We start from the raw sequence: 17,389 nt of genomic DNA, 5'->3' as shown, positions 1-17,389 counted from the left end.
CTGTCGTAGGCTCGCAGCATGGCTGACGTACCGGACGAAACCGCAGCGGCCCAGGTCATCGAGGCGACGCTGAACGATGCCGGGCTCGCATGGGAGAGCCCGGAGCGCGGCAACTACGTCGTGACCCTGCCGGGCACCCGCAAGCTGTCGACGACCTGTTCCCTGATCATCGGCAAGCACTCCCTCTCCCTCAACGCGTTCGTCGTCCGGCACCCGGACGAGAACGACGCAGCGGTGCACCGCTGGCTGCTGGAGCGCAACCTCCGCCTGTTCGGGGTGAGTTACGCGATCGACTCGCTCGGCGACGTCTACCTGGTCGGCAAGCTCCCCCTCGCGGTGGTCACCGCCGAGGAGCTGGACCGGCTGTTCGGCGTGATCCTCGAAGCGGCCGACGGGGCGTTCAACACCCTGCTGGAGCTGGGCTTCGCGAGCTCGATCCGCAAGGAGTACGCGTGGCGGGTGGCGCGCGGCGAGTCCACCCGGAACCTGGACGCGTTCAGTCATCTGACCCGAGGTGTGTCCGACAGTTGATGTCCGCCCCGAGGCGTACGGCATCCAGGGCGTCGACGAGATGAGGAGCGACCAACTCCCAGGTCTCGTCGGCGGCTTCGGGCCCGACGCCACGGGGAACGGTCTCGACGAGCATGATGAGGTAGAGGTAACTCCGGTACAGCGCATAGCGGGTCCGGAGCGCATCCGTGAACTCCAGTTCACTGCAACGGACTTCGGCGTACCCGGCGAGGAAATCCCGGTCCCGCTCGATGTCCCCGAAGAGCGCGAGCGAGACGAAGTCGGCCACCGGGTCGCCCCAGAACATCCGCTCACCGTCGATGACCCCGCCGATCGTGCGTGCGCCCGGCTCGCCCGTGACCAGCAGGTTTCCCGGCCACAGGTCGAAGTGCACGAGAGCGGGCCGGGTCACCTCGTCCAGGACGGGGGCGGCGCCCGCCAGCAGCGTACGGATGTCGCCGACGGGGTACGGCAGGCGGGCCCGGTAGGTCTCGGCGTCGGCGAGCACGGCCTCGGTCATCGCCGTGAACGCGCTACGCCAGGTGGGGGCGAGCGGCCCGAACGGCTCGGCGGGATAGCCGAACCCGGACGGGGCGGCCCCGGTCGTGGCGTGCAACTGCCAGACAATCCGGCCGAGTTCGGCGCGCAGCCGGGGCTCGTCCCCGTCGTCCGCCGTGGGGGACACCTCGTGCCAGGGCCGGCCGGGGCGGGCGGTCATGACCAGGTACGCGCCGGTCGGCGCGGCGGGATCCGCTTCGCTGCGGACGACCCGGGGGATCGCGGGTCCGCCGGCCCGCGCGGCGGCGGTGTAGAACGCGACCTCGTTGACCAGGAGGTCGCGTTCGTAGCGCAGGGCGGCGGTGTGCGGCGGGGGTGTCTTGACCACCCAGTCGCGGCCGTCGGCGAGCGTGACGCGGGTGACGGTGTTGTACGTGCCGCCGGTGAGCGGGGCGATCGACGCGATGTCGCGCTCGCCGACCCCGAGGGCGTCGAGGACGCGAGGCAGAGGGGAGGCGGCGAGGGCCTGGTCGGACACGCGGATGACGTCCTTTCGGGAGGGTTGTACAGCCCTTCCGCACAGTGCATTCACAGGATGATCACAACGGAATCACGATCACGGAAGGGTGTTGCCGGACCGGTCTTCGCTCACGGGTTCGATCGTAAGGTGTGCATCACTGCGACGGCCCGTCCCAGACGGCGTCGAAGTGCCGTACGGAAGAGGGGCGGTTGCTCACCGAACCGGAGAGAAGAACCATGCGCGCCACTGCCGTACGACGTACCGCCCTCGCCGCCTCCGCGGCCGCCCTCGCCCTGCTGGCCACCGCCTGCAGCGGCTCGTCGGACGCCGACGGCAAGGACGAGAAGGGCGCCGCGAACGGCAGCAGCTCGGCCCCGAAGACCCCGGCCAAGGCCCTCACCGCCGCCGAGCTGGAGAAGGCCACCCTCGCCCAGGGCGACGTGAAGGGCACCAAGATCACCAAGGCCGGACCGGCCGACGAGGTCCCGGCGGACGGCATCAAGGTCGACAAGGAGGCCTGCCTGCCGATCGCCCACGCCATGTCCGGCGTGCCGCAGGAGGGGGCGGTGGCCACCACGAAGCGCAAGGTGATCGACGAGCCGAAGAAGACCGACGAGAAGTCGCTGGAGGACTTGGGCGAGGGCGAGGCCGAGGACCTGTTCAAGAACGCGTTCGACCTGACGTCCACGGCGGTCGTGCTGAGCTCGTACGAGGGGGCGGCGGGTCCGGACGCGTTCGCCACGCTGAAGAAGGCCGCGGCGGACTGCGCGGGCGGCTTCACCGCCACGGTCGGCAAGACGCCGACGAAGATCGCCTCGATCGCCGAGGAGAAGGTCACCGGCGGCGACGAGGCCGCAGCCTGGACGGTCACCAGCGAGGACGACGGCGACACCGTCCCGCTCAAGCTGGCGGTGCTCCGCAAGGAAGGCACCGTGGCGACGTTCTTCGCCTTCAACCTGGCGGCGGCGGGCGGCGAAGGCGTGAAGTTCGAGCTGCCGACCGCGGTCGTGGCGGCGCAGGACAGGAAGCTCGCCTGACGTACGCCCGCGGCGCCTCTGTCCTGATCCACCACGGGGCAGGGGCGCCGCGGCCGTGGGGGATCAGGGCAGAGGCACGAGCCGGACGACGGTCACGGTCAGGACGGACCGGGAGACGTAGTAGAGGACGATGGCCCCGGCGACGGTCGCCTCACGCCGGTCCCGTTCGCGCTTGACGGCGGAGGAGGCGTGCCCGTACGGCTCCATGCCGAGGGTGCGGACCATCTCGTCCCGGAAGGCCTCGCCGCCGCGCATCTTGGCCAGGGTGTCGTCGGCGGGCGGTGCGTAGGAGATGCGGAAGCTCAAGCGACGCTCCGCCTCTCGGCCTCGTCCCGCGCCAGCCGGTCCAGGATCTTCTCGGCCTCGGGATCGGGGACGGCCTCCAGCATCCAGTGCCGCATGACGGCCTGGATCTCGTGCACCCCCGCCTCGTTGATCGCGAGGTCGAACTCCTCGCGTCTCTCCTCGGGGAGCGTCGCCCGGATGTCCGGGATGCTGTTGGGCACCTCGACCTCGGTACCGCCGACGAAGGTCTTCAGAGACTCACCCATGATCGCTCTCCTCGATCTCCTTGCCCTGGAAGCAGACGGACGGCATGGGCCCACCGTAGTTCGTACGAGGCGCATTTCGGCCTGGGCGACCGGGTCACGGATCGGGTACGGAAGGGCCGGCCGGCGGTACACGAAGACCCGCCCGGACTCACCCACCCCCGCCCGAGCCGCTCCGCGACCCGGCCGGGACTCACCCCCGCCCGAGCCGCTCCGCGACCCGGTCGCGCAGGATCGCGTACTCCTCCTGAAGCCGCCGCCACTCGCCGACAGGCGGCCGGACGATGACGTCACCGCCCACGACGACCTCCTCGGGCCCGAACTGCTCCCGGGTCAGGTCGATGTCGAGACCCGCGCCCAGGCGGTTCCACCAGTGGAAGTCGGTGCGCACCCCGTCGACATGCACCTCGCCCCGGATCAGCTCCCCGCCGAGCAGATCGTTGACCACCATGGCGGTCACCCCGCACTGATCCCGCGCCGGATTGTCCGGAGTCCAGCGGTCCCGGTACTCCGGGGTACAGGTCTCGGCGCTCCAACTGCTGCGGAGGGCCTGTTCGATGTCGGTGAGAAGGTAGGTCGTCGCCATGGGGATCATCGTGGCAGGGGGCACTGACAACGCCGGGCCGCTTCCGGGGCAAATTCCGTCGACAGGCTCCCCGGGCGCCCGGCAGAGTGGTCGCCCGTGACGAGCAGCGAACTGTGGACTCGAGCGACCGCCGACCGCTACGACGCCGAGGAGGCAGAGAACTCCTCGCACGCCGCCCTCGAACCGGCACTCACCTTCCTCGCCGAACTCGCCGGAGACGGACGGGCCCTGGAGTTCGCCATCGGGACCGGGCGCGTGGGCGTGCCGCTCCGGGAACGGGGCGTGCCGGTGGCGGGCATCGAACTGTCCGAGCCCATGGCGGCGGTGCTCCGCGGCAAGGCCGACGAGGACGCCCTCCCGGTGACCATCGGGGACATGGCCACCACCGTCGTCCCCGGCGAATTCACCCTGGTCTACCTCGTCTACAACACCATCTCGAACCTGCTCACCCAGGACGAGCAGGTCGAGTGCTTCCGCAACGCGGCCCGCCATCTGGCCCCCGGCGGCCGGTTCGTCATCGAACTGGGCGTACCGCCACTACGCTTCCTGCCGCCCGGTCAGGCCGCGGTGCCGTTCGACGTCTCCGACCGGCATCTCGGCTTCGACACCTTCGACCTGGTCGAACAGCTGCTGGTCTCCCACCACTTCACCCGCGAAGGCGAGGACGGCCACTACCGCAGGGGCGCCTCCCGCCACCGGTACGCCTGGCCGGCGGAGCTCGACCTGATGGCCCGCATCGCAGGCCTTGAGCTGGAACAGCGCGTGGCGGACTGGGACGGTTCACCCTTCACCGACGACTCCGCCAAGCACATCTCAGTCTGGCGCAAGCCGGCTTGAGACAGATGGCCCTCATCGGCGGAAATTTCTCTGAATCGACCCTATGTCCCGATTCGATAATGCGATCCACAGCCTTCGGGTCGCTCCGTGGCGGCTCCTTCCGGTCGCGCCCGAGCCTGGGACGTTCGCTGTCCGCGCTGTTGATGTCACCGGGGGATGTCAGCCGGAGCTAGTGATTCCTGAGCTCAACTTGTGGTCACCAGCTTCAGGCGGAAGAGCCCCCTCCCTTCGTCGGGTTGCCTCGCTTCGCACCGTCCTGATCTGCCGGGGCACGTAACGCTATCCGTCGTTGCCAAAACTCAGACGCGGGCGGCACGTGCGTGCCGAGCTGTGATGCCAGCATTACCCACCTGAGGGAGCGGATCTTGTCGTCTGAAGTCCACGTTTCCATCACCCCCCGAGGCATGAGCGTTACGGAGGCGTATCGACTCTTTAGAGAGGATTCACTCCTCGTAAATCGACGGTATCAACGAAAGCTGGTTTGGTCGGTCGCCGAGAAGCAACTCCTGATCGATAGCATTCTGGACGGCTATCCTATCCCGCTGATTCTCCTAGCCGAAAGGCCTGAGATTCACGGGAGTGGCAAGTATGAGATTATCGATGGAATGCAGCGTCTTGATGCCATTTTTGCCTTCATTGAGCAAAAGTTTGAATACAATGGTATGCATTTCGATCTAGGTCAAAGCGCTAGGGCGCGCCAAGCAGCTGCTGCCGGCGCATTTAAGCCTGTCGATGCCGGGAGCCTACTTCCTGCTGATAAATGTGCGAACCTGGTCGATTACCAGTTGGCTGTCACGATTTTCCCAACCCAAACCGAGGGGCAAATCACCGACGTATTTAGTCGAATCAACTCGAACGGGCGCCAATTGAGCGCTCAGGAGAAGCGGCAAGCGGGAATGCTCAACCAATTCTCAGAGCTTGTGCGAACGGTGGCAAGCTCTCTGAGGGGTGACGTCTCGGATGACGTGGTACTGCTGCATGACATGCCGAGTATCTCTATCGAATCCTCTCGGGAGAACCAGCAGTATGGGGTGCGGGCGGAGGATACTGTGTGGATCAGGCATGGAATTCTTAATGTGAAGCAGTTGCGGGAGGGCGATGATGAGCAAATGGTGGCAGACATTTCTGCCTCCATCTTGTCCGGGATCCCTTTTCCTGCAAGTAAAGAGGAGTTCGATGAGATTTATGACTCACAAAGCGAAAAGCATAAGCGGCTGGAAAGAACTCTAGCCGCCTATGGTGGTAGGCGACTTCAGTCGGAAATCCAGTCAACTTTCTCTGTTCTTACAGAGGTAATTGACTCTCAGCTCGCCGGCCCTAACGGTCTACGGAACCTGGTTCGTCCTGGTGGCGGAAATCCAATCCGTACACCCTTCTATGCAATTTTCATGTCATTTTTCGAGCTCATTGTTCGCCAGCAGAAGTCACCCGACGATAATGCGGCCATCGTGAAAGCCATCAGGAATGTGGGGCCCCGTCTCAAGAGTGCGCGGCATTACACTTCTGCCGAAGATCGAACTTCGAATATCGACATGATCACAGGGCTAATTCAGAAGCATTTCGTAGCGAAGGTGCCGCCGGTGTTCGGGCATGGCCCCGGCTTGGCGCTAGATTTTGAGAACTCTCTGCGTAGGTCCAAAATCGAAACTAGTCGGTATGAGTTCAAGCAGGGGGTTCTCAGGCTAGATGATCGTAGGGTGAGAGACGACGGCCTCTTCGTGCGGCTAGCAGAAACCATTTGTGGAATCGCTAATGTGCAACGAGGGCATGAGGGATATCTTTTCATCGGTGTGGCAGACAAGGAATCCGATGTAAAGCGAGTCGAAAATCTCGACTCTGTGACTGCCGTACCGGTCGGTCGACATCATCACGTCGTCGGAGTGGATAGAGAGGCGAAAATTCTGAAGATGTCGTTGGATGCTTACGTGCAGCGCTTCGTGACAAAACTATCCCAACAGCCGATCAGCGAGCCTCTAGCAACTCAGATTCTGAGCGGTGTAGATACGATCGAATACAAAGGTCTCTCGGTCATTAGGGTCCTGATTCCCGGTCAGAGTGATCTCTCCTACTGCGGAGATCGCGTCTTCATTAGGCGAGGCTCTTCCACGGAATCAGTCACCGAGGTCAGGAAGATCGCAGCGCTAGCAAAAGGTTTCAGTTGACGGTACACGCTCTGCAAGTAGAGCGGTGGGAACTGCTTCGGAAATGACGCTGCCTTGGCGTATGTGATCATGGCTCGTATAGCTTCCGGCGCGTCGGGCGGCCTTCGGTCTTGCTCGGTAAACAGGAGGTCAGGGCCATGGTATTTGAGGCTAGCGCCGAGGCGGCTTCGCTGAGCCGTAGAACTGTGCTCACGCGGGTCGCTCTGGTTTGCAGGTTAGTCATGGCGCCCTGGGCTGCCGTCTATGAGGAAACCAAAGAATCGGCCATCAGTCCACATTGGCGTCCGTCTCGCTGAGGGCTAGCTCCTCTGGCCGTGCGGTGTTCACCTCGGCTCTGGTAAATTCTTCCTCGATCGTTCTACAGACTGTCCCCTACGCCCTACGGGCCGACTTGAATAACTGTCATGGGATTATCGGTGACGTGAGTCTTGCTATCCGCAGTGAAGTCATACTGTGCCAGAGACTCCGCGAGATAGCCGCGCAACATCGGGGCAAGGCTGCTGGCGAAAACTACGCCCCCGTTCTGCTGGACGCGGGGGAGAGCATCAAGGCCGTCAGCGAGTACCTCGGGCACTCCGACCCCGGGCTGACGCTGAAGGTGTACGCGCACCTCATGCCGAGCAGCCGGGACCGGGCCCGAAAAGCACTCGGGCAGGCACTCCGGCCGCCGGAGGATTCGCCCCGCTGAGGTCCCACAGTGGGCCCAGGCCGTGAAAATGCCCCCGATCCGCGCCGTATGCGCAGGTCGGGGGCATGATCAGCGAACCTACTTCTTCTTGCCCTGGTTCTTCACAGCCTCGATCGCAGCCTTCGCCGCATCCGGGTCCAGGTACGTGCCGCCCGGCTTCAGCGGCTTGAAGTCGGCGTCGAGCTCGTAGGAGAGCGGGATGCCCGTCGGGATGTTGAGGCCCGCGATGTCCTCGTCCGAGATGCCGTCCAGGTGCTTCACCAGGGCGCGGAGGCTGTTGCCGTGCGCGGCGACCAGGACCGTGCGGCCCGTGAGGAGGTCCGGGACGATGCTGTCGAACCAGTACGGGAGCATGCGGACGACGACGTCCTTCAGGCACTCCGTGTCCGGGCGCAGCTCCGGGGGGAGCGTCCCGTAGCGCGGGTCGTCGAACTGGCTGTACTCGGCGTCGCGGGCCAGCGGCGGCGGCGGGGTGTCGTACGAGCGGCGCCACAGCATGAACTGCTCCTCGCCGAACTCGGCGAGCGTCTGCGCCTTGTCCTTGCCCTGGAGCGCACCGTAGTGGCGCTCGTTCAGGCGCCAGGAGCGGCGGACCGGGATCCACAGGCGGTCGGCGGACTCCAGGGCCAGCTGCGCGGTGCGGATCGCGCGGCGCTGGAGGGAGGTGTGCAGGACGTCGGGGAGCAGACCGGCGTCCTTGAGCAGCTCACCGCCGCGGACTGCTTCCTTCTCGCCCTTTTCGGTGAGGTTGACGTCCACCCAACCGGTGAACAGGTTCTTCGCGTTCCATTCGCTCTCGCCGTGGCGGAGGAGGATCAGCTTGTACGGTGCGTCGGCCATGAGCCCGAGCGTAATCGAACCCGTGCGACCCCCGCGCGCCCGCCCGTAACGCGGACAGCGCCGGGGCCCGGGCGCCCGGCGCGCGGACGATTGACGGGGGGCGTCAATCCAGTGGCGGGCGGGGAGCCGGGCTTCGTAATGTCTCGGACGGGGCCGGGGGTGTTACCCGGGAACCCTGCCGCATCCGTCCGTCTGTACGTCCCGTGGGGGGAATCCTTATGTCCGTCGCCGGTCTGCGCACAGCCGCCCGCGAGACCGTCTCCGGGATGCCCCGCGAGTTCTGGTGGCTGTGGACCAGCACCCTCGTCAACCGCCTCGGCGCGTTCGTCGCGACCTTCATGGCCCTCTACCTGACCCTGGACCGCGGCTACTCCGCCTCGTACGCGGGGCTCGTCGCCGCCCTCCACGGGCTCGGCGGGGTCATCTCCTCGCTCGGCGCGGGCGTGATGACCGACCGGCTCGGGCGGCGGCCCACCATGCTGATCGCCCAGACGTCCACCGCCGTGTCCGTGGCGGTGCTCGGGTTCATGCAGCACCCCTTCGCCATCGCCGCCGTGGCGTTCTTCGTCGGCATGGCGAGCAACGCCTCCCGCCCCGCCGTCCAGGCGATGATGGCCGACATCGTGCCCCCGAAGGACCGCGTCCGGGCCTTCTCGCTCAACTACTGGGCCATCAACCTCGGCTTCGCGATCTCCTCCGCCGGGGCCGGTTTCATCGCCGAGTACAGCTACCTCGCCGGCTTCCTCGGCGAAGCCCTGATGACCCTCGTCTGCGCCGTCCTCGTCTTCCTGAAGGTGCCGGAGTCACGGCCCGAGGAAGCCGTGGTCAAGAGCGTCGGCGGCAAGCGGCCCCGGGACGAGGTGCGGCTGACCACCGTCCTGCGCGACGGGCGCTTCATGGGCGTCGTGGGGCTGTCGTTCCTGGTGTCGCTGATCTTCCAGCAGGGGTACGTCGGGCTGCCGGTGGCGATGGGCACGGACGGGCTGTCCAGCTCCGACTTCGGCACCGCCATCGCCGTCAACGGCGTGCTGATCGTGGTCCTCCAGATCCCCGTCACCCGCTTCATCCAGGACCGCGACCCACGCCGGCTGCTGATCATCTCCTCGCTGCTCGCCGGGTACGGCTTCGGACTCACCGCCTTCGCCGGGTCGGTCGCGGCGTACGCCCTCACCGTCTGCGTCTGGACGCTGGCCGAGATCGTGAACGCGCCCACCCAGACCGGGATCGTCGTCCAGTTGTCGCCCGCGCAGGGCCGGGGCCGCTACCAGGGCATGTACACGATGTCCTGGTCGGTGGCCGCGCTCGTCGCGCCGCTGATGTCCGGCTTCGTGATCGACCACTACGGCGCCGCCTGGCTGTGGGCCGCCTGCGCCGTCATCGGCACCGTCGCCGGGTTCGGCTACTGGCTGCTGATGCGGAACCTGCCGCGCGGGGAGCAGACCGGAGCGGATGTGCTCCCCGAGCCCGCGCCCGTACCGGCCGAGGCCCGCCCGGACCAGGCCGAACCGGAGGCCGCACCCGCGGCGGCGGTCGAGCGGGCCCGCTGAATCGTCGGCGCGCGGCGCCCAGCCGGGCCTTGCACCGGGTGGGCGCCGCGCGTTCGCATCCGTACGTGTACCTGTACGGGTACGGGTCAGCCGCAGCAGCCGCCGCACTGGCACGGGGCACCGGACTGGCAGCCGCACCCGCAGCCCGACCCGCATCCGCAGGCGCCGAGCACGGTCAGGCGCACCACTTCGGTCGGGGTCTCCTGCTGGGGTTCGGTCGTGGGGGAATCGGCCATGGTCCCTCCTCAGGGCATACGGCTGGGCGGCGGACGCCGGTGCGCCGCCGCCGGGGACGTGCGGCATGACCCACCGCTCACGGCCATGGCGCCGCCCCCGCCCCATTGCATGCCCATCCCGGCGGGCGCATCAACGGCGCACACGCGCAGGAACGGATGTGCGACTCGCGTACGCCGGTGAAGCGCCGGTGGTACGCCGGAGGCGCCCCGGCCCGTCCCCCCGTGAGCGCTCGACCGTGCCCCACCGACAACGCGCCCTCGACCGCGCCCGGGTGCCCCACCGGCAGCGCGCCCTCGGCTACGCGCCCTCGACCGGGGCCGCCGCCTGGATCTCGTCCGCGTGCTCGCCCGTCACCAGGTAGACGACGCGCTTGGCCACCGACACCGCGTGGTCGGCGAAGCGCTCGTAGTAGCGGCCCAGCAGCGTCACGTCGACGGCCGTCTCGATGCCGTGCTTCCAGCGGTCGTCCATCAGGTGCTGGAACAGCGTGCGGTGCAGCAGGTCCATCTCGTCGTCGTCCTGCTCCAGCTGGAGCGCCAGGTCGACGTCCTTGGTGATGATGACCTCGGCCGCCTTGGCCATCAGGCGCTGGGCGAGCTGGCCCATCTCCAGAATGGTGGCGTGCAGGTCGTGCGGGACCGCCGACTGCGGGAAGCGCAGCCGGGCCAGCTTCGCCACGTGCTGGGCGAGGTCGCCCGAGCGCTCCAGGTCGGCGCTCATCCGCAGCGAGGTCACCACGATGCGCAGGTCGGTGGCCACCGGCTGCTGGCGGGCCAGGAGCGCGATGGCGCGGGCCTCCAGGTCGTGCTGGAGGTCGTCGACCTTCTGGTCGCCGGCGATCACGTTCTCCGCCAGCGTCAGGTCGGCGTCGAGCATGGACGTGGTCGCCCGCCCGATCGCCGAGCCGACCAGCCGGGCCATCTCGACCAGGCCCTCTCCGATCGAATCGAGTTCCTCGTGGTAAGCGTCGCGCATGGAAGTCCCTCTCCAGTTCCAAACTGAGGCCGGGGTCTCGGACCGACCCCCACGGTTACACGGTGGGGCCGTAACGCGTCCGGATCCGGCCCCCTAAGTGAACCGGCTCCTACCCCTCGGTGAACTCTGGGCGACGAGTGTTCGAGATGGCACTCGGACGGCTGGGAGGGACTCGTCGCACCCGCATAACCTTGAAGCATGGACGTGAACGCGGCGGTCGCCGCAGCTGCGGCGATCGCCGGTCTCCTGACCGGTGTGATCGCCATGCTGGCGTTCCGCTGGAGCGAGCGCGACCTGAAACGGCCCACGCGCACCTCGCTGCGGCCCGACAGCAACGCCGCTCTGCCCCCCGGAGTGGACACCGTCCTCTCCGTCCTCAGCTCCTCCGCCGTCGTCCTCGACGAGAGCGACAGCGTGGTCAAGGCCAGCTCGGCGGCGTACGCCCTGGGCCTGGTGCGAGGCGGCCGGCTGTCCGTCGAGCCGATGCTCAACATGGCCCGGGACACCCGGCGGGACGGCGAGATACGACAGGTCGAGCTGGACCTGCCCCGGCGCGGCACGGGCCGGGGGGACACCCTCGCCGTCTCCGCCCGGGTCGCCCCGCTGGGTTCGCGGCTGGTGCTGCTGCTCGTCGAGGACCTCACCGAGGCCCGCCGGATAGAAGCGGTACGGCGCGACTTCGTCGCCAACGTCAGCCACGAGCTCAAGACCCCGACCGGGGCGCTCTCCCTGCTCTCCGAGGCGGTCATGGACGCCTCGGACGACCCGGAGGCCGTGGAGCGGTTCGCCGGGCGGATGCAGATCGAGGCGACCCGGCTCACCAACCTCGTACAGGAACTCATCGACCTCTCCCGGGTGCAGAACGACGACCCGCTGGAGGACGCCGAGCCGGTCAAGGTGGAGACGCTGGTCGCCGAGGCGATCGACCGCTGCCGCCAGCAGGCCGGCTCCAAGCAGATCACCATGGCCTCCGCGGGCGCCGAGGGCCTCACGGTCTGGGGCAACCGCGGCCAGCTCGTCGGCGCGCTCGGCAACCTCGTCGAGAACGCCGTCAACTACAGCCCCGCCCACACCCGCGTCGGCATCGCCGCACGCCGCCTCGCATCGCCCGGCGGGGACCTCATCGAGATAGCCGTCACCGACCAGGGCATCGGCATCTCCGAGAAGGACCGCGAACGGGTCTTCGAGCGCTTCTACCGCGTCGACCCGGCCCGCTCACGGGCCACCGGTGGCACCGGTCTCGGCCTCGCCATCGTCAAACACGTGGCCGCCTCGCACGGCGGGGAGGTCACCGTCTGGAGCTCCGAGGGACAGGGCTCCACCTTCACCCTCCGGCTGCCCGAAACGGGCGCCACGAGGGAGCGAACCACCGGCGGACCGCTTATCGTCAACGGCGACGACGAGGGGCCGTACGAGACCGACACCTTTGACCCCTTCCCTGCCCCGGAGGCTCTTCCGTGACCCGAGTGCTTGTCGTCGAGGATGAGGAATCCTTCAGCGACGCCCTGTCCTACATGCTGCGCAAGGAAGGTTTCGAGGTCGCCATCGCGGCGACCGGCCCCGACGGTCTGGACGAGTTCGAGCGCAACGGCGCCGACCTGGTCCTCCTCGACCTGATGCTGCCCGGCCTGCCCGGCACCGAGGTGTGCCGCCAGCTCCGCAGCCGCTCCAACGTCCCGGTGATCATGGTCACCGCCAAGGACAGCGAGATCGACAAGGTCGTCGGGCTGGAGATAGGAGCCGACGACTACGTCACCAAGCCCTTCTCCTCCCGCGAGCTCGTCGCCCGCATCCGCGCGGTCCTGCGCCGCCGCGGGGAGCCGGAGGAGGTCACCCCGGCCGCCCTGGAGGCGGGCCCGGTCCGGATGGACGTCGACCGGCACGTCGTCACCGTCTCCGGCGGCAAGGTCGACCTCCCGCTCAAGGAGTTCGACCTCCTGGAGATGCTCCTGCGCAACGCGGGCCGCGTGCTGACCCGGATGCAGCTCATCGACCGGGTCTGGGGCGCGGACTACGTCGGCGACACCAAGACCCTCGACGTCCACGTCAAGCGCCTGCGCGCCAAGATCGAGCCCGACCCGGGCGCGCCGCGCTACCTCGTCACCGTGCGGGGCCTGGGGTACAAGTTCGAGCCGTAAACCGCGAGACCGCGCGGTCCGCACGGTCCCGTGTACGCCGAAGGGGCGCTTCCCGGACGGGAAGCGCCCCTTCGGCGTGCTGCGTGCGTGTGCCGCCTGGCTTACGGGGTTCGGCGGCGGCGGTCAGTTGGCCGCGGGCACCGAGGCGCCGTCGCCCGCGCCCTGCGTGGCCGCGTCGCCCTGGGCGCCCGTCTGGCCCTGCGTGCCCGTCTCGCCCTGGCCCGTGGCGCCCTCGGCGGCCGCGCCGTCCGCCGGCGTACCGCCGGTCGCGCCCTCGGCCGTGCCGGGGGTCTCGGCGTCGCCGGTCGCGCTGCCGGACGGCGTCGGGCTCGGCTTCGGGGCGGGCGCCTCGGCCTTCGGGCTGGGACCGAAGTCCTTGAAGAAGCCCTCGGCCGGGAAGACACTCGCGCCGAGGCCGACATCGCCGGTCCGGCTGAGCTTGAAGACGACCTGCTGCACGTCGCCGTTGCGGGCGGCCTCGCCGCTGTTCTCGATCACGGCGGCGGCGTTGCCCTTGCCGCCGATGATGACCTGACCCCCGGCCGGGACCACGATGGGGCCCTTGCCGCCGGCCGCCTGGAGCTTCACTTCGACGTCGCTGCCGGGCAGCGTGATCGCCTCCAGCACCTCGCGCTCGGTGCCGCCGTTGAACAGCGTCGCGGCCACGACGGCGGGACCGTCCGGGGCGGCGCCGGGCTGCGTGATCACGTTGACGTTCTGGACCTTGATGTCGCCCACCGTCGTGGCCGGGTTGTCCGGCCGGATCTTGAGCGTCTCGGCGTTGTTGCCCGCCGCACAGGCGGACAGGGAGAAGATCGAGAGCGCGGTGGCGGTGGCGGCGAGGGCGCCGTGTCGAAGGCTGCGGCTCACGGCGGCGGCAACTCCTTGAACGTTCGGACTGCGGACTTCGGACGTCGGGCGTCGGGCGGTGGTGTAAAGCCGCCCTAAGGGTGTGTCAGCGGCCTTAGGCTACCGAGCCGCCGCGCCCGCCCTGCACCCGACCCGCCTCTAGGAGGTGTCTCGTCGGCCGGGGGTGGGTCCGATCGACGATCAGGCGGGGGCCCGGGCCACCGCAGGGGTGTTCTACCGGCCGGTAGGTCATGTGCTGTTCACATAATCCGCGTGATCAATTCTTCCGGGCGCCCCGCCGCTTCTTCGGCCTTTTTCGCCGGGCGGCTTCTTCGCCTTCGCGTTCGCCTTCGCGTTCCGGGCGGAAAGTGCCGTGTGGGGCTTGGCTTGATCAAATTCATTGCGGCCGGGCAGTTGCACCCGTACGGGTGAGCGATCACCGAACGGAGTAGGGAATGATCGCCATCTCAAAACCGACAAAACGGTACTTTCGTCCTCTTCTGTAGGGCTTCCGGGCCGTGTGACGTGGATGTTTCACTCCGGGCGCACAGCGGCTCCGACCTGCGAATACCGTCCTCCGGATGCCTTCCGCAGCACGTTCGTGTCGCTGTTGTCAAGCCCCGAGATATGCCCTGACCTGCGAAAACGCCATTCAGGAGAGTCGATTCTCGTGTTACTCTGGATAGCCACGGAAGGGGTACCTGTCACATGACGTTCAAGGTTGGCGACACCGTGGTCTATCCCCATCACGGGGCCGCGCTGATCGAGGCTATCGAAACTCGCCAGATCAAAGGCGTGGACAAGACCTACTTGGTGCTCAAGGTCGCCCAGGGCGACCTGACGGTCCGTGTGCCGGCGGACAATGCGGAGTTCGTAGGCGTGCGCGACGTGGTCGGGCAGGACGGGCTGGACCGGGTCTTCGAGGTGCTGCGTGCGCCGTACGCCGAAGAGCCGACGAACTGGTCCCGGCGTTACAAGGCAAATCTCGAGAAGCTCGCCTCCGGCGATGTCATCAAGGTCGCGGAAGTCGTCCGTGACCTGTGGCGTCGGGAGCGCGAGCGCGGTCTCTCCGCCGGAGAGAAGCGCATGCTCGCCAAGGCCCGCCAGATCCTGGTGAGCGAGCTCGCCCTCGCGGAGAACACGAACGAGGACAAGGCCGAGGCTCTGCTCGACGAGGTCCTCGCGTCCTGAAACCGGATCGCACCGGTCGTATGAATGTGCCGCGGTGCCCGCTGACCAGCCGTTTTCACGCTGCGTCGTCGGGCGCTGCGGCATGTTCGGACCCGCATGCGCGTATCCCGAATCCGTGAACTACCCGAATCCGTGTTGACGGGGCCGTCGAGCAGAGGCGGCCCCGGTGCTGTGTGAGCCCGGCGAGACCTGCGCTCGACCGGGCGGGTGATCACGGAAGGGGCCCGGTGCGAGTCAGGGTGTCACGCCCGGCTCGCTGGGCCCCTACCCATGTCGGTCGTGGAAACAAACCTGCCGAACCTTCGGACCTTTCTCCCGGGCCCCCGAATCCTCGGCCCCCTCGGACCCCTCGGACCTTCGGAGTGCAACCGATGTCATCGACGCCACCCCCGACCGCCCGTCCGCGCCCTCCCCGTACCGCCGCGGTGATTCCCGCGGCCGGGCGGGGCGTGCGGCTCGGTCCGGGCGCGCCCAAGGCCCTCCGGGGGCTCGGCGGGACGCCCATGCTGATCCACGCCATTCGCGCCATGGCCGCCTCCCGCGCCGTCTCCCTCGTCGTGGTCGTCGCCCCGCCGGACGGCGCGCCCGAGGTGAAGCACCTCCTCGACGAGCACGCGCTGCCCGAGCGCACCGACTACCTGGTGGTGCCGGGCGGGGAGACGCGCCAGGAGTCCGTCCGCCTCGGCATCGAAGCGCTGCCCGAGGACGTCGCCGTCGTCCTGGTCCACGACGCCGCCCGCCCGCTGGTGCCGGTCGACACGGTCGACGCGGTCGCCGCCGCCGTACGGGACGGGGCGCCCGCCGTCGTCCCCGCGCTGCCGCTCGCGGACACCGTCAAGGAGGTCGAGCCGGCCGCGACGCCCGGGGAGCCGGAGCCCGTACTCGCCACCCCCGTACGGGCCAGGCTCCGCGCGGTGCAGACGCCGCAGGGTTTCGACCGGGAGACGCTGGAGCGGGCGCACGCCGAGGTCGCGGTCGACGGCGAGGGCGCCACGGACGACGCGGGCATGGTGGAACGCCTCGGCCGGCCCGTGGTCGTCGTCCCCGGCCACGAAGAGGCGTTCAAGGTGACCCGGCCGCTCGATCTGGTGCTGGCCGAAGCGGTACTCGCCCGCAGGAGGGCCAACGATGGTTTCTGACACGTCCGCGGTGGGCCCCGCCCCCGTCATCCCGCTCGTCGGCATCGGCACCGACATCCACGCCTTCGAGGAGGGCCGCGAGCTGTGGTGCGCGGGCCTGAAGTGGGAGGGCGAGGGCCCGGGCCTCGCCGGCCACTCGGACGCCGACGTCGTCGCGCACGCCGCCTGCAACGCGCTCTTCTCCGCCGCGGGCCTCGGCGACCTCGGGCAGCACTTCGGCACGGGCCGCCCCGAGTGGTCCGGAGCCGCGGGCATCACCCTGCTCACCGAGGCCGCCCGGATCGTCCGCGCCGAGGGCTTCGAGATCGGGAACGTCGCCGTCCAGGTCGTCGGCCTCCGCCCGAAGATCGGCAAACGGCGCGAGGAGGCGCAGAAGGTGCTGTCCGCCGCCGTGGGCGCCCCGGTCTCGCTCTCCGCCGCCACGTCCGACGGGCTCGGCTTCACCGGTCGCGGCGAGGGCATCGCCGGCATCGCCACCGCCCTGGTCTACCGGACCCGCTAGGTCCTGGGGCCCGCCGGCCGGGGGGTGTTCACCCTTCCGGCCGGACACGGCGGGAAGGAAGCGGGAGCGCGCGCGGTTGCCGGGTAGGAGCAGCATCGGAACACCGGTCAGCTCCGACCGAACCGCAGCGCACAGGAGGACGTACGCATGACCGCCGCACTCTCCACCGAGCTCAAGAACCTGCTGGACACCCCCGTGTTCGTCAACATCGCCACCATCCAGCCCGACGGCAGCCCCCAGGTCTCCCCGGTCTGGGTCAAGCGAGACGGCGACGACGTCCTCATCTCCACCACCGTCGGCCGCCGCAAGGAGAAGAACCTCCGCCGCGACCCGCGCGTCACCGTGGTCGTCCAGCCCTTCGACGCCCCGTACAGCTACGCCGAGATCCGCGGCGAGGCGACCCTGACGACGGACGGCGGGCAGGAGCTGATCGACGAGCTCTCGGTGAAGTACACCGGCAAGCCGTACGCGGAGTTCAACCCGAACTCCGGCGCCGACGACCCCCGCGTGGTCGTCCGGATCTCGCCGCGCAAGGTGGTCGGCAGCATCTGAGACCCGGGGCGCTACCCGGTACCCGTACGGCTG

The 17,389-nt window shown here is 68.4% G+C and carries 19 protein-coding genes and 1 pseudogene; 12 read left to right on the top strand and 8 right to left on the bottom strand.

Features of this window, described 5'->3' with window-relative positions; translation table 11 throughout:
• Positions 1 to 18 precede the first annotated feature (18 nt).
• A complete protein-coding gene (locus IE134_RS31800; RefSeq protein WP_189432465.1) occupies positions 19 to 531 on the top strand; it encodes a type III secretion system chaperone family protein in 513 nt (170 codons plus the stop codon).
• Here IE134_RS31800 and IE134_RS31795 read toward each other — a convergent pair.
• The gene (locus tag IE134_RS31795) at positions 497 to 1,546 is read right to left on the bottom strand and encodes a phosphotransferase family protein (RefSeq protein ID WP_189432463.1); all 1,050 of its coding nucleotides are present in this window, start codon (positions 1,544 to 1,546) and stop codon (positions 497 to 499) included. The genes IE134_RS31800 and IE134_RS31795 overlap by 35 nt on opposite strands.
• A gap of 218 nt (positions 1,547 to 1,764) precedes the next feature.
• On the opposite strand from IE134_RS31795, the gene IE134_RS31790 reads away from it, so the two are divergent.
• Positions 1,765 to 2,565 carry a hypothetical protein gene (locus IE134_RS31790; protein WP_098016706.1) on the top strand — a complete coding sequence of 267 codons (801 nt, stop codon included), beginning with the start codon at positions 1,765 to 1,767 and terminating at the stop codon, positions 2,563 to 2,565.
• Between the two features lie 63 nt (positions 2,566 to 2,628).
• On the opposite strand, the gene IE134_RS31785 is transcribed toward IE134_RS31790, so the two are convergent.
• From IE134_RS31785 to IE134_RS31775, 3 genes are all read right to left on the bottom strand, one after another.
• Positions 2,629 to 2,871 carry a hypothetical protein gene (locus IE134_RS31785; RefSeq protein ID WP_030720470.1) on the bottom strand — a complete coding sequence of 81 codons (243 nt, stop codon included), beginning with the start codon at positions 2,869 to 2,871 and terminating at the stop codon, positions 2,629 to 2,631.
• Positions 2,868 to 3,116, bottom strand: coding sequence for a hypothetical protein (locus tag IE134_RS31780; RefSeq protein WP_010063563.1), 249 nt, complete (start codon positions 3,114 to 3,116; stop codon positions 2,868 to 2,870). The genes IE134_RS31785 and IE134_RS31780 overlap by 4 nt, the downstream gene beginning before the upstream one ends.
• A 190-nt stretch (positions 3,117 to 3,306) precedes the next feature.
• Positions 3,307 to 3,699, bottom strand: a complete 393-nt coding sequence (locus IE134_RS31775) for a YunG family protein (RefSeq protein WP_229823792.1) — start codon at positions 3,697 to 3,699, stop codon at positions 3,307 to 3,309.
• A 96-nt stretch (positions 3,700 to 3,795) separates the two neighbouring features.
• Between IE134_RS31775 and IE134_RS31770 the strand changes: the two genes are divergently transcribed.
• The 3 genes and pseudogenes from IE134_RS31770 to IE134_RS34325 all read left to right on the top strand — a co-directional run.
• Positions 3,796 to 4,536, top strand: coding sequence for a class I SAM-dependent DNA methyltransferase (locus IE134_RS31770; protein WP_189432459.1), 741 nt, complete (start codon positions 3,796 to 3,798; stop codon positions 4,534 to 4,536).
• 365 nt (positions 4,537 to 4,901) lie between these two features.
• Positions 4,902 to 6,698, top strand: coding sequence for a GmrSD restriction endonuclease domain-containing protein (locus tag IE134_RS31765; RefSeq protein WP_229823791.1), 1,797 nt, complete (start codon positions 4,902 to 4,904; stop codon positions 6,696 to 6,698).
• A 511-nt stretch (positions 6,699 to 7,209) separates the two neighbouring features.
• A pseudogene (locus IE134_RS34325) lies at positions 7,210 to 7,386 on the top strand (site-specific integrase); the annotation flags it as partial.
• Between the two features lie 78 nt (positions 7,387 to 7,464).
• Here IE134_RS34325 and IE134_RS31760 read toward each other — a convergent pair.
• A complete protein-coding gene (locus IE134_RS31760; RefSeq protein WP_010063558.1) occupies positions 7,465 to 8,226 on the bottom strand; it encodes a phosphoglyceromutase in 762 nt (253 codons plus the stop codon).
• Between the two features lie 218 nt (positions 8,227 to 8,444).
• On the opposite strand from IE134_RS31760, the gene IE134_RS31755 reads away from it, so the two are divergent.
• Entirely contained in the window at positions 8,445 to 9,773 is a 1,329-nt protein-coding gene (locus IE134_RS31755) for an MDR family MFS transporter (RefSeq protein ID WP_098895242.1), read from the top strand.
• Between the two features lie 86 nt (positions 9,774 to 9,859).
• Here IE134_RS31755 and IE134_RS31750 read toward each other — a convergent pair whose 3' ends face one another.
• On the bottom strand, positions 9,860 to 10,009 hold the full coding sequence (locus tag IE134_RS31750; RefSeq protein WP_179255683.1) for a hypothetical protein: 150 nt from the start codon (positions 10,007 to 10,009) through the stop codon (positions 9,860 to 9,862).
• A gap of 298 nt (positions 10,010 to 10,307) precedes the next feature.
• Complete coding sequence (gene phoU / locus IE134_RS31745) at positions 10,308 to 10,985, bottom strand: phosphate signaling complex protein PhoU (protein ID WP_006125649.1); 678 nt, start codon at positions 10,983 to 10,985, stop codon at positions 10,308 to 10,310.
• A 198-nt stretch (positions 10,986 to 11,183) separates the two neighbouring features.
• Here phoU and phoR point away from each other — a divergent pair, with 198 nt between their 5' ends.
• Positions 11,184 to 12,446, top strand: coding sequence for a two-component system sensor histidine kinase PhoR (gene phoR / locus IE134_RS31740; RefSeq protein WP_030720523.1), 1,263 nt, complete (start codon positions 11,184 to 11,186; stop codon positions 12,444 to 12,446).
• A 5-nt stretch (positions 12,447 to 12,451) separates the two neighbouring features.
• Complete coding sequence (gene phoP, locus IE134_RS31735) at positions 12,452 to 13,123, top strand: two-component system response regulator PhoP (RefSeq protein WP_007446453.1); 672 nt, start codon at positions 12,452 to 12,454, stop codon at positions 13,121 to 13,123.
• A 123-nt stretch (positions 13,124 to 13,246) separates the two neighbouring features.
• Here phoP and IE134_RS31730 read toward each other — a convergent pair whose 3' ends face one another.
• Complete coding sequence (locus IE134_RS31730) at positions 13,247 to 13,993, bottom strand: hypothetical protein (protein ID WP_030720527.1); 747 nt, start codon at positions 13,991 to 13,993, stop codon at positions 13,247 to 13,249.
• A gap of 687 nt (positions 13,994 to 14,680) precedes the next feature.
• On the opposite strand from IE134_RS31730, the gene IE134_RS31725 reads away from it, so the two are divergent.
• The 4 genes from IE134_RS31725 (at position 14,681) to IE134_RS31710 (ending at position 17,356) form a co-directional block, all read left to right on the top strand.
• Complete coding sequence (locus tag IE134_RS31725; RefSeq protein ID WP_003953493.1) at positions 14,681 to 15,163, top strand: CarD family transcriptional regulator; 483 nt, start codon at positions 14,681 to 14,683, stop codon at positions 15,161 to 15,163.
• 371 nt (positions 15,164 to 15,534) lie between these two features.
• Positions 15,535 to 16,302 (top strand): 2-C-methyl-D-erythritol 4-phosphate cytidylyltransferase, encoded by a 768-nt coding sequence (gene ispD, locus IE134_RS31720; RefSeq protein ID WP_032769402.1) that lies wholly within the window; start codon positions 15,535 to 15,537, stop codon positions 16,300 to 16,302.
• Positions 16,292 to 16,804 carry a 2-C-methyl-D-erythritol 2,4-cyclodiphosphate synthase gene (gene ispF / locus IE134_RS31715; RefSeq protein WP_030720532.1) on the top strand — a complete coding sequence of 171 codons (513 nt, stop codon included), beginning with the start codon at positions 16,292 to 16,294 and terminating at the stop codon, positions 16,802 to 16,804. Before ispD ends, ispF begins: the two co-directional genes overlap by 11 nt.
• Before the next feature lie 147 nt (positions 16,805 to 16,951).
• The gene (locus tag IE134_RS31710; protein WP_010063550.1) at positions 16,952 to 17,356 is read left to right on the top strand and encodes a PPOX class F420-dependent oxidoreductase; all 405 of its coding nucleotides are present in this window, start codon (positions 16,952 to 16,954) and stop codon (positions 17,354 to 17,356) included.
• Positions 17,357 to 17,389 lie beyond the last annotated feature (33 nt).

Origin of the sequence: Streptomyces rubiginosohelvolus, assembly GCF_014649875.1 — a bacterium.
Taxonomy (GTDB): Bacteria; Actinomycetota; Actinomycetes; order Streptomycetales; family Streptomycetaceae; genus Streptomyces; species Streptomyces rubiginosohelvolus.
Note: the sequence above shows the minus strand (reverse complement) of the source record. Positions and strands in the feature narration are given on the sequence as shown.

Bases quoted from the DNA above. Each gene is read 5' to 3' on its own strand.
- IE134_RS31800 (WP_189432465.1), top strand. From the start codon at position 19: ATGGCTGACGTACCGGACGAAACCGCAGCGGCCCAGGTCATCGAGGCG.
- IE134_RS31790 (WP_098016706.1), top strand. From the start codon at position 1,765: ATGCGCGCCACTGCCGTACGACGTACCGCCCTCGCCGCCTCCGCGGCC.
- IE134_RS31780 (WP_010063563.1), bottom strand. From the start codon at position 3,116: ATGGGTGAGTCTCTGAAGACCTTCGTCGGCGGTACCGAGGTCGAGGTG.
- IE134_RS31775 (WP_229823792.1), bottom strand. From the start codon at position 3,699: ATGGCGACGACCTACCTTCTCACCGACATCGAACAGGCCCTCCGCAGC.
- IE134_RS31760 (WP_010063558.1), bottom strand. From the start codon at position 8,226: ATGGCCGACGCACCGTACAAGCTGATCCTCCTCCGCCACGGCGAGAGC.
- IE134_RS31755 (WP_098895242.1), top strand. From the start codon at position 8,445: ATGTCCGTCGCCGGTCTGCGCACAGCCGCCCGCGAGACCGTCTCCGGG.
- IE134_RS31750 (WP_179255683.1), bottom strand. From the start codon at position 10,009: ATGGCCGATTCCCCCACGACCGAACCCCAGCAGGAGACCCCGACCGAA.
- phoU (WP_006125649.1), bottom strand. From the start codon at position 10,985: ATGCGCGACGCTTACCACGAGGAACTCGATTCGATCGGAGAGGGCCTG.
- phoR (WP_030720523.1), top strand. From the start codon at position 11,184: ATGGACGTGAACGCGGCGGTCGCCGCAGCTGCGGCGATCGCCGGTCTC.
- IE134_RS31725 (WP_003953493.1), top strand. From the start codon at position 14,681: ATGACGTTCAAGGTTGGCGACACCGTGGTCTATCCCCATCACGGGGCC.
- ispD (WP_032769402.1), top strand. From the start codon at position 15,535: ATGTCATCGACGCCACCCCCGACCGCCCGTCCGCGCCCTCCCCGTACC.
- ispF (WP_030720532.1), top strand. From the start codon at position 16,292: ATGGTTTCTGACACGTCCGCGGTGGGCCCCGCCCCCGTCATCCCGCTC.
- IE134_RS31710 (WP_010063550.1), top strand. From the start codon at position 16,952: ATGACCGCCGCACTCTCCACCGAGCTCAAGAACCTGCTGGACACCCCC.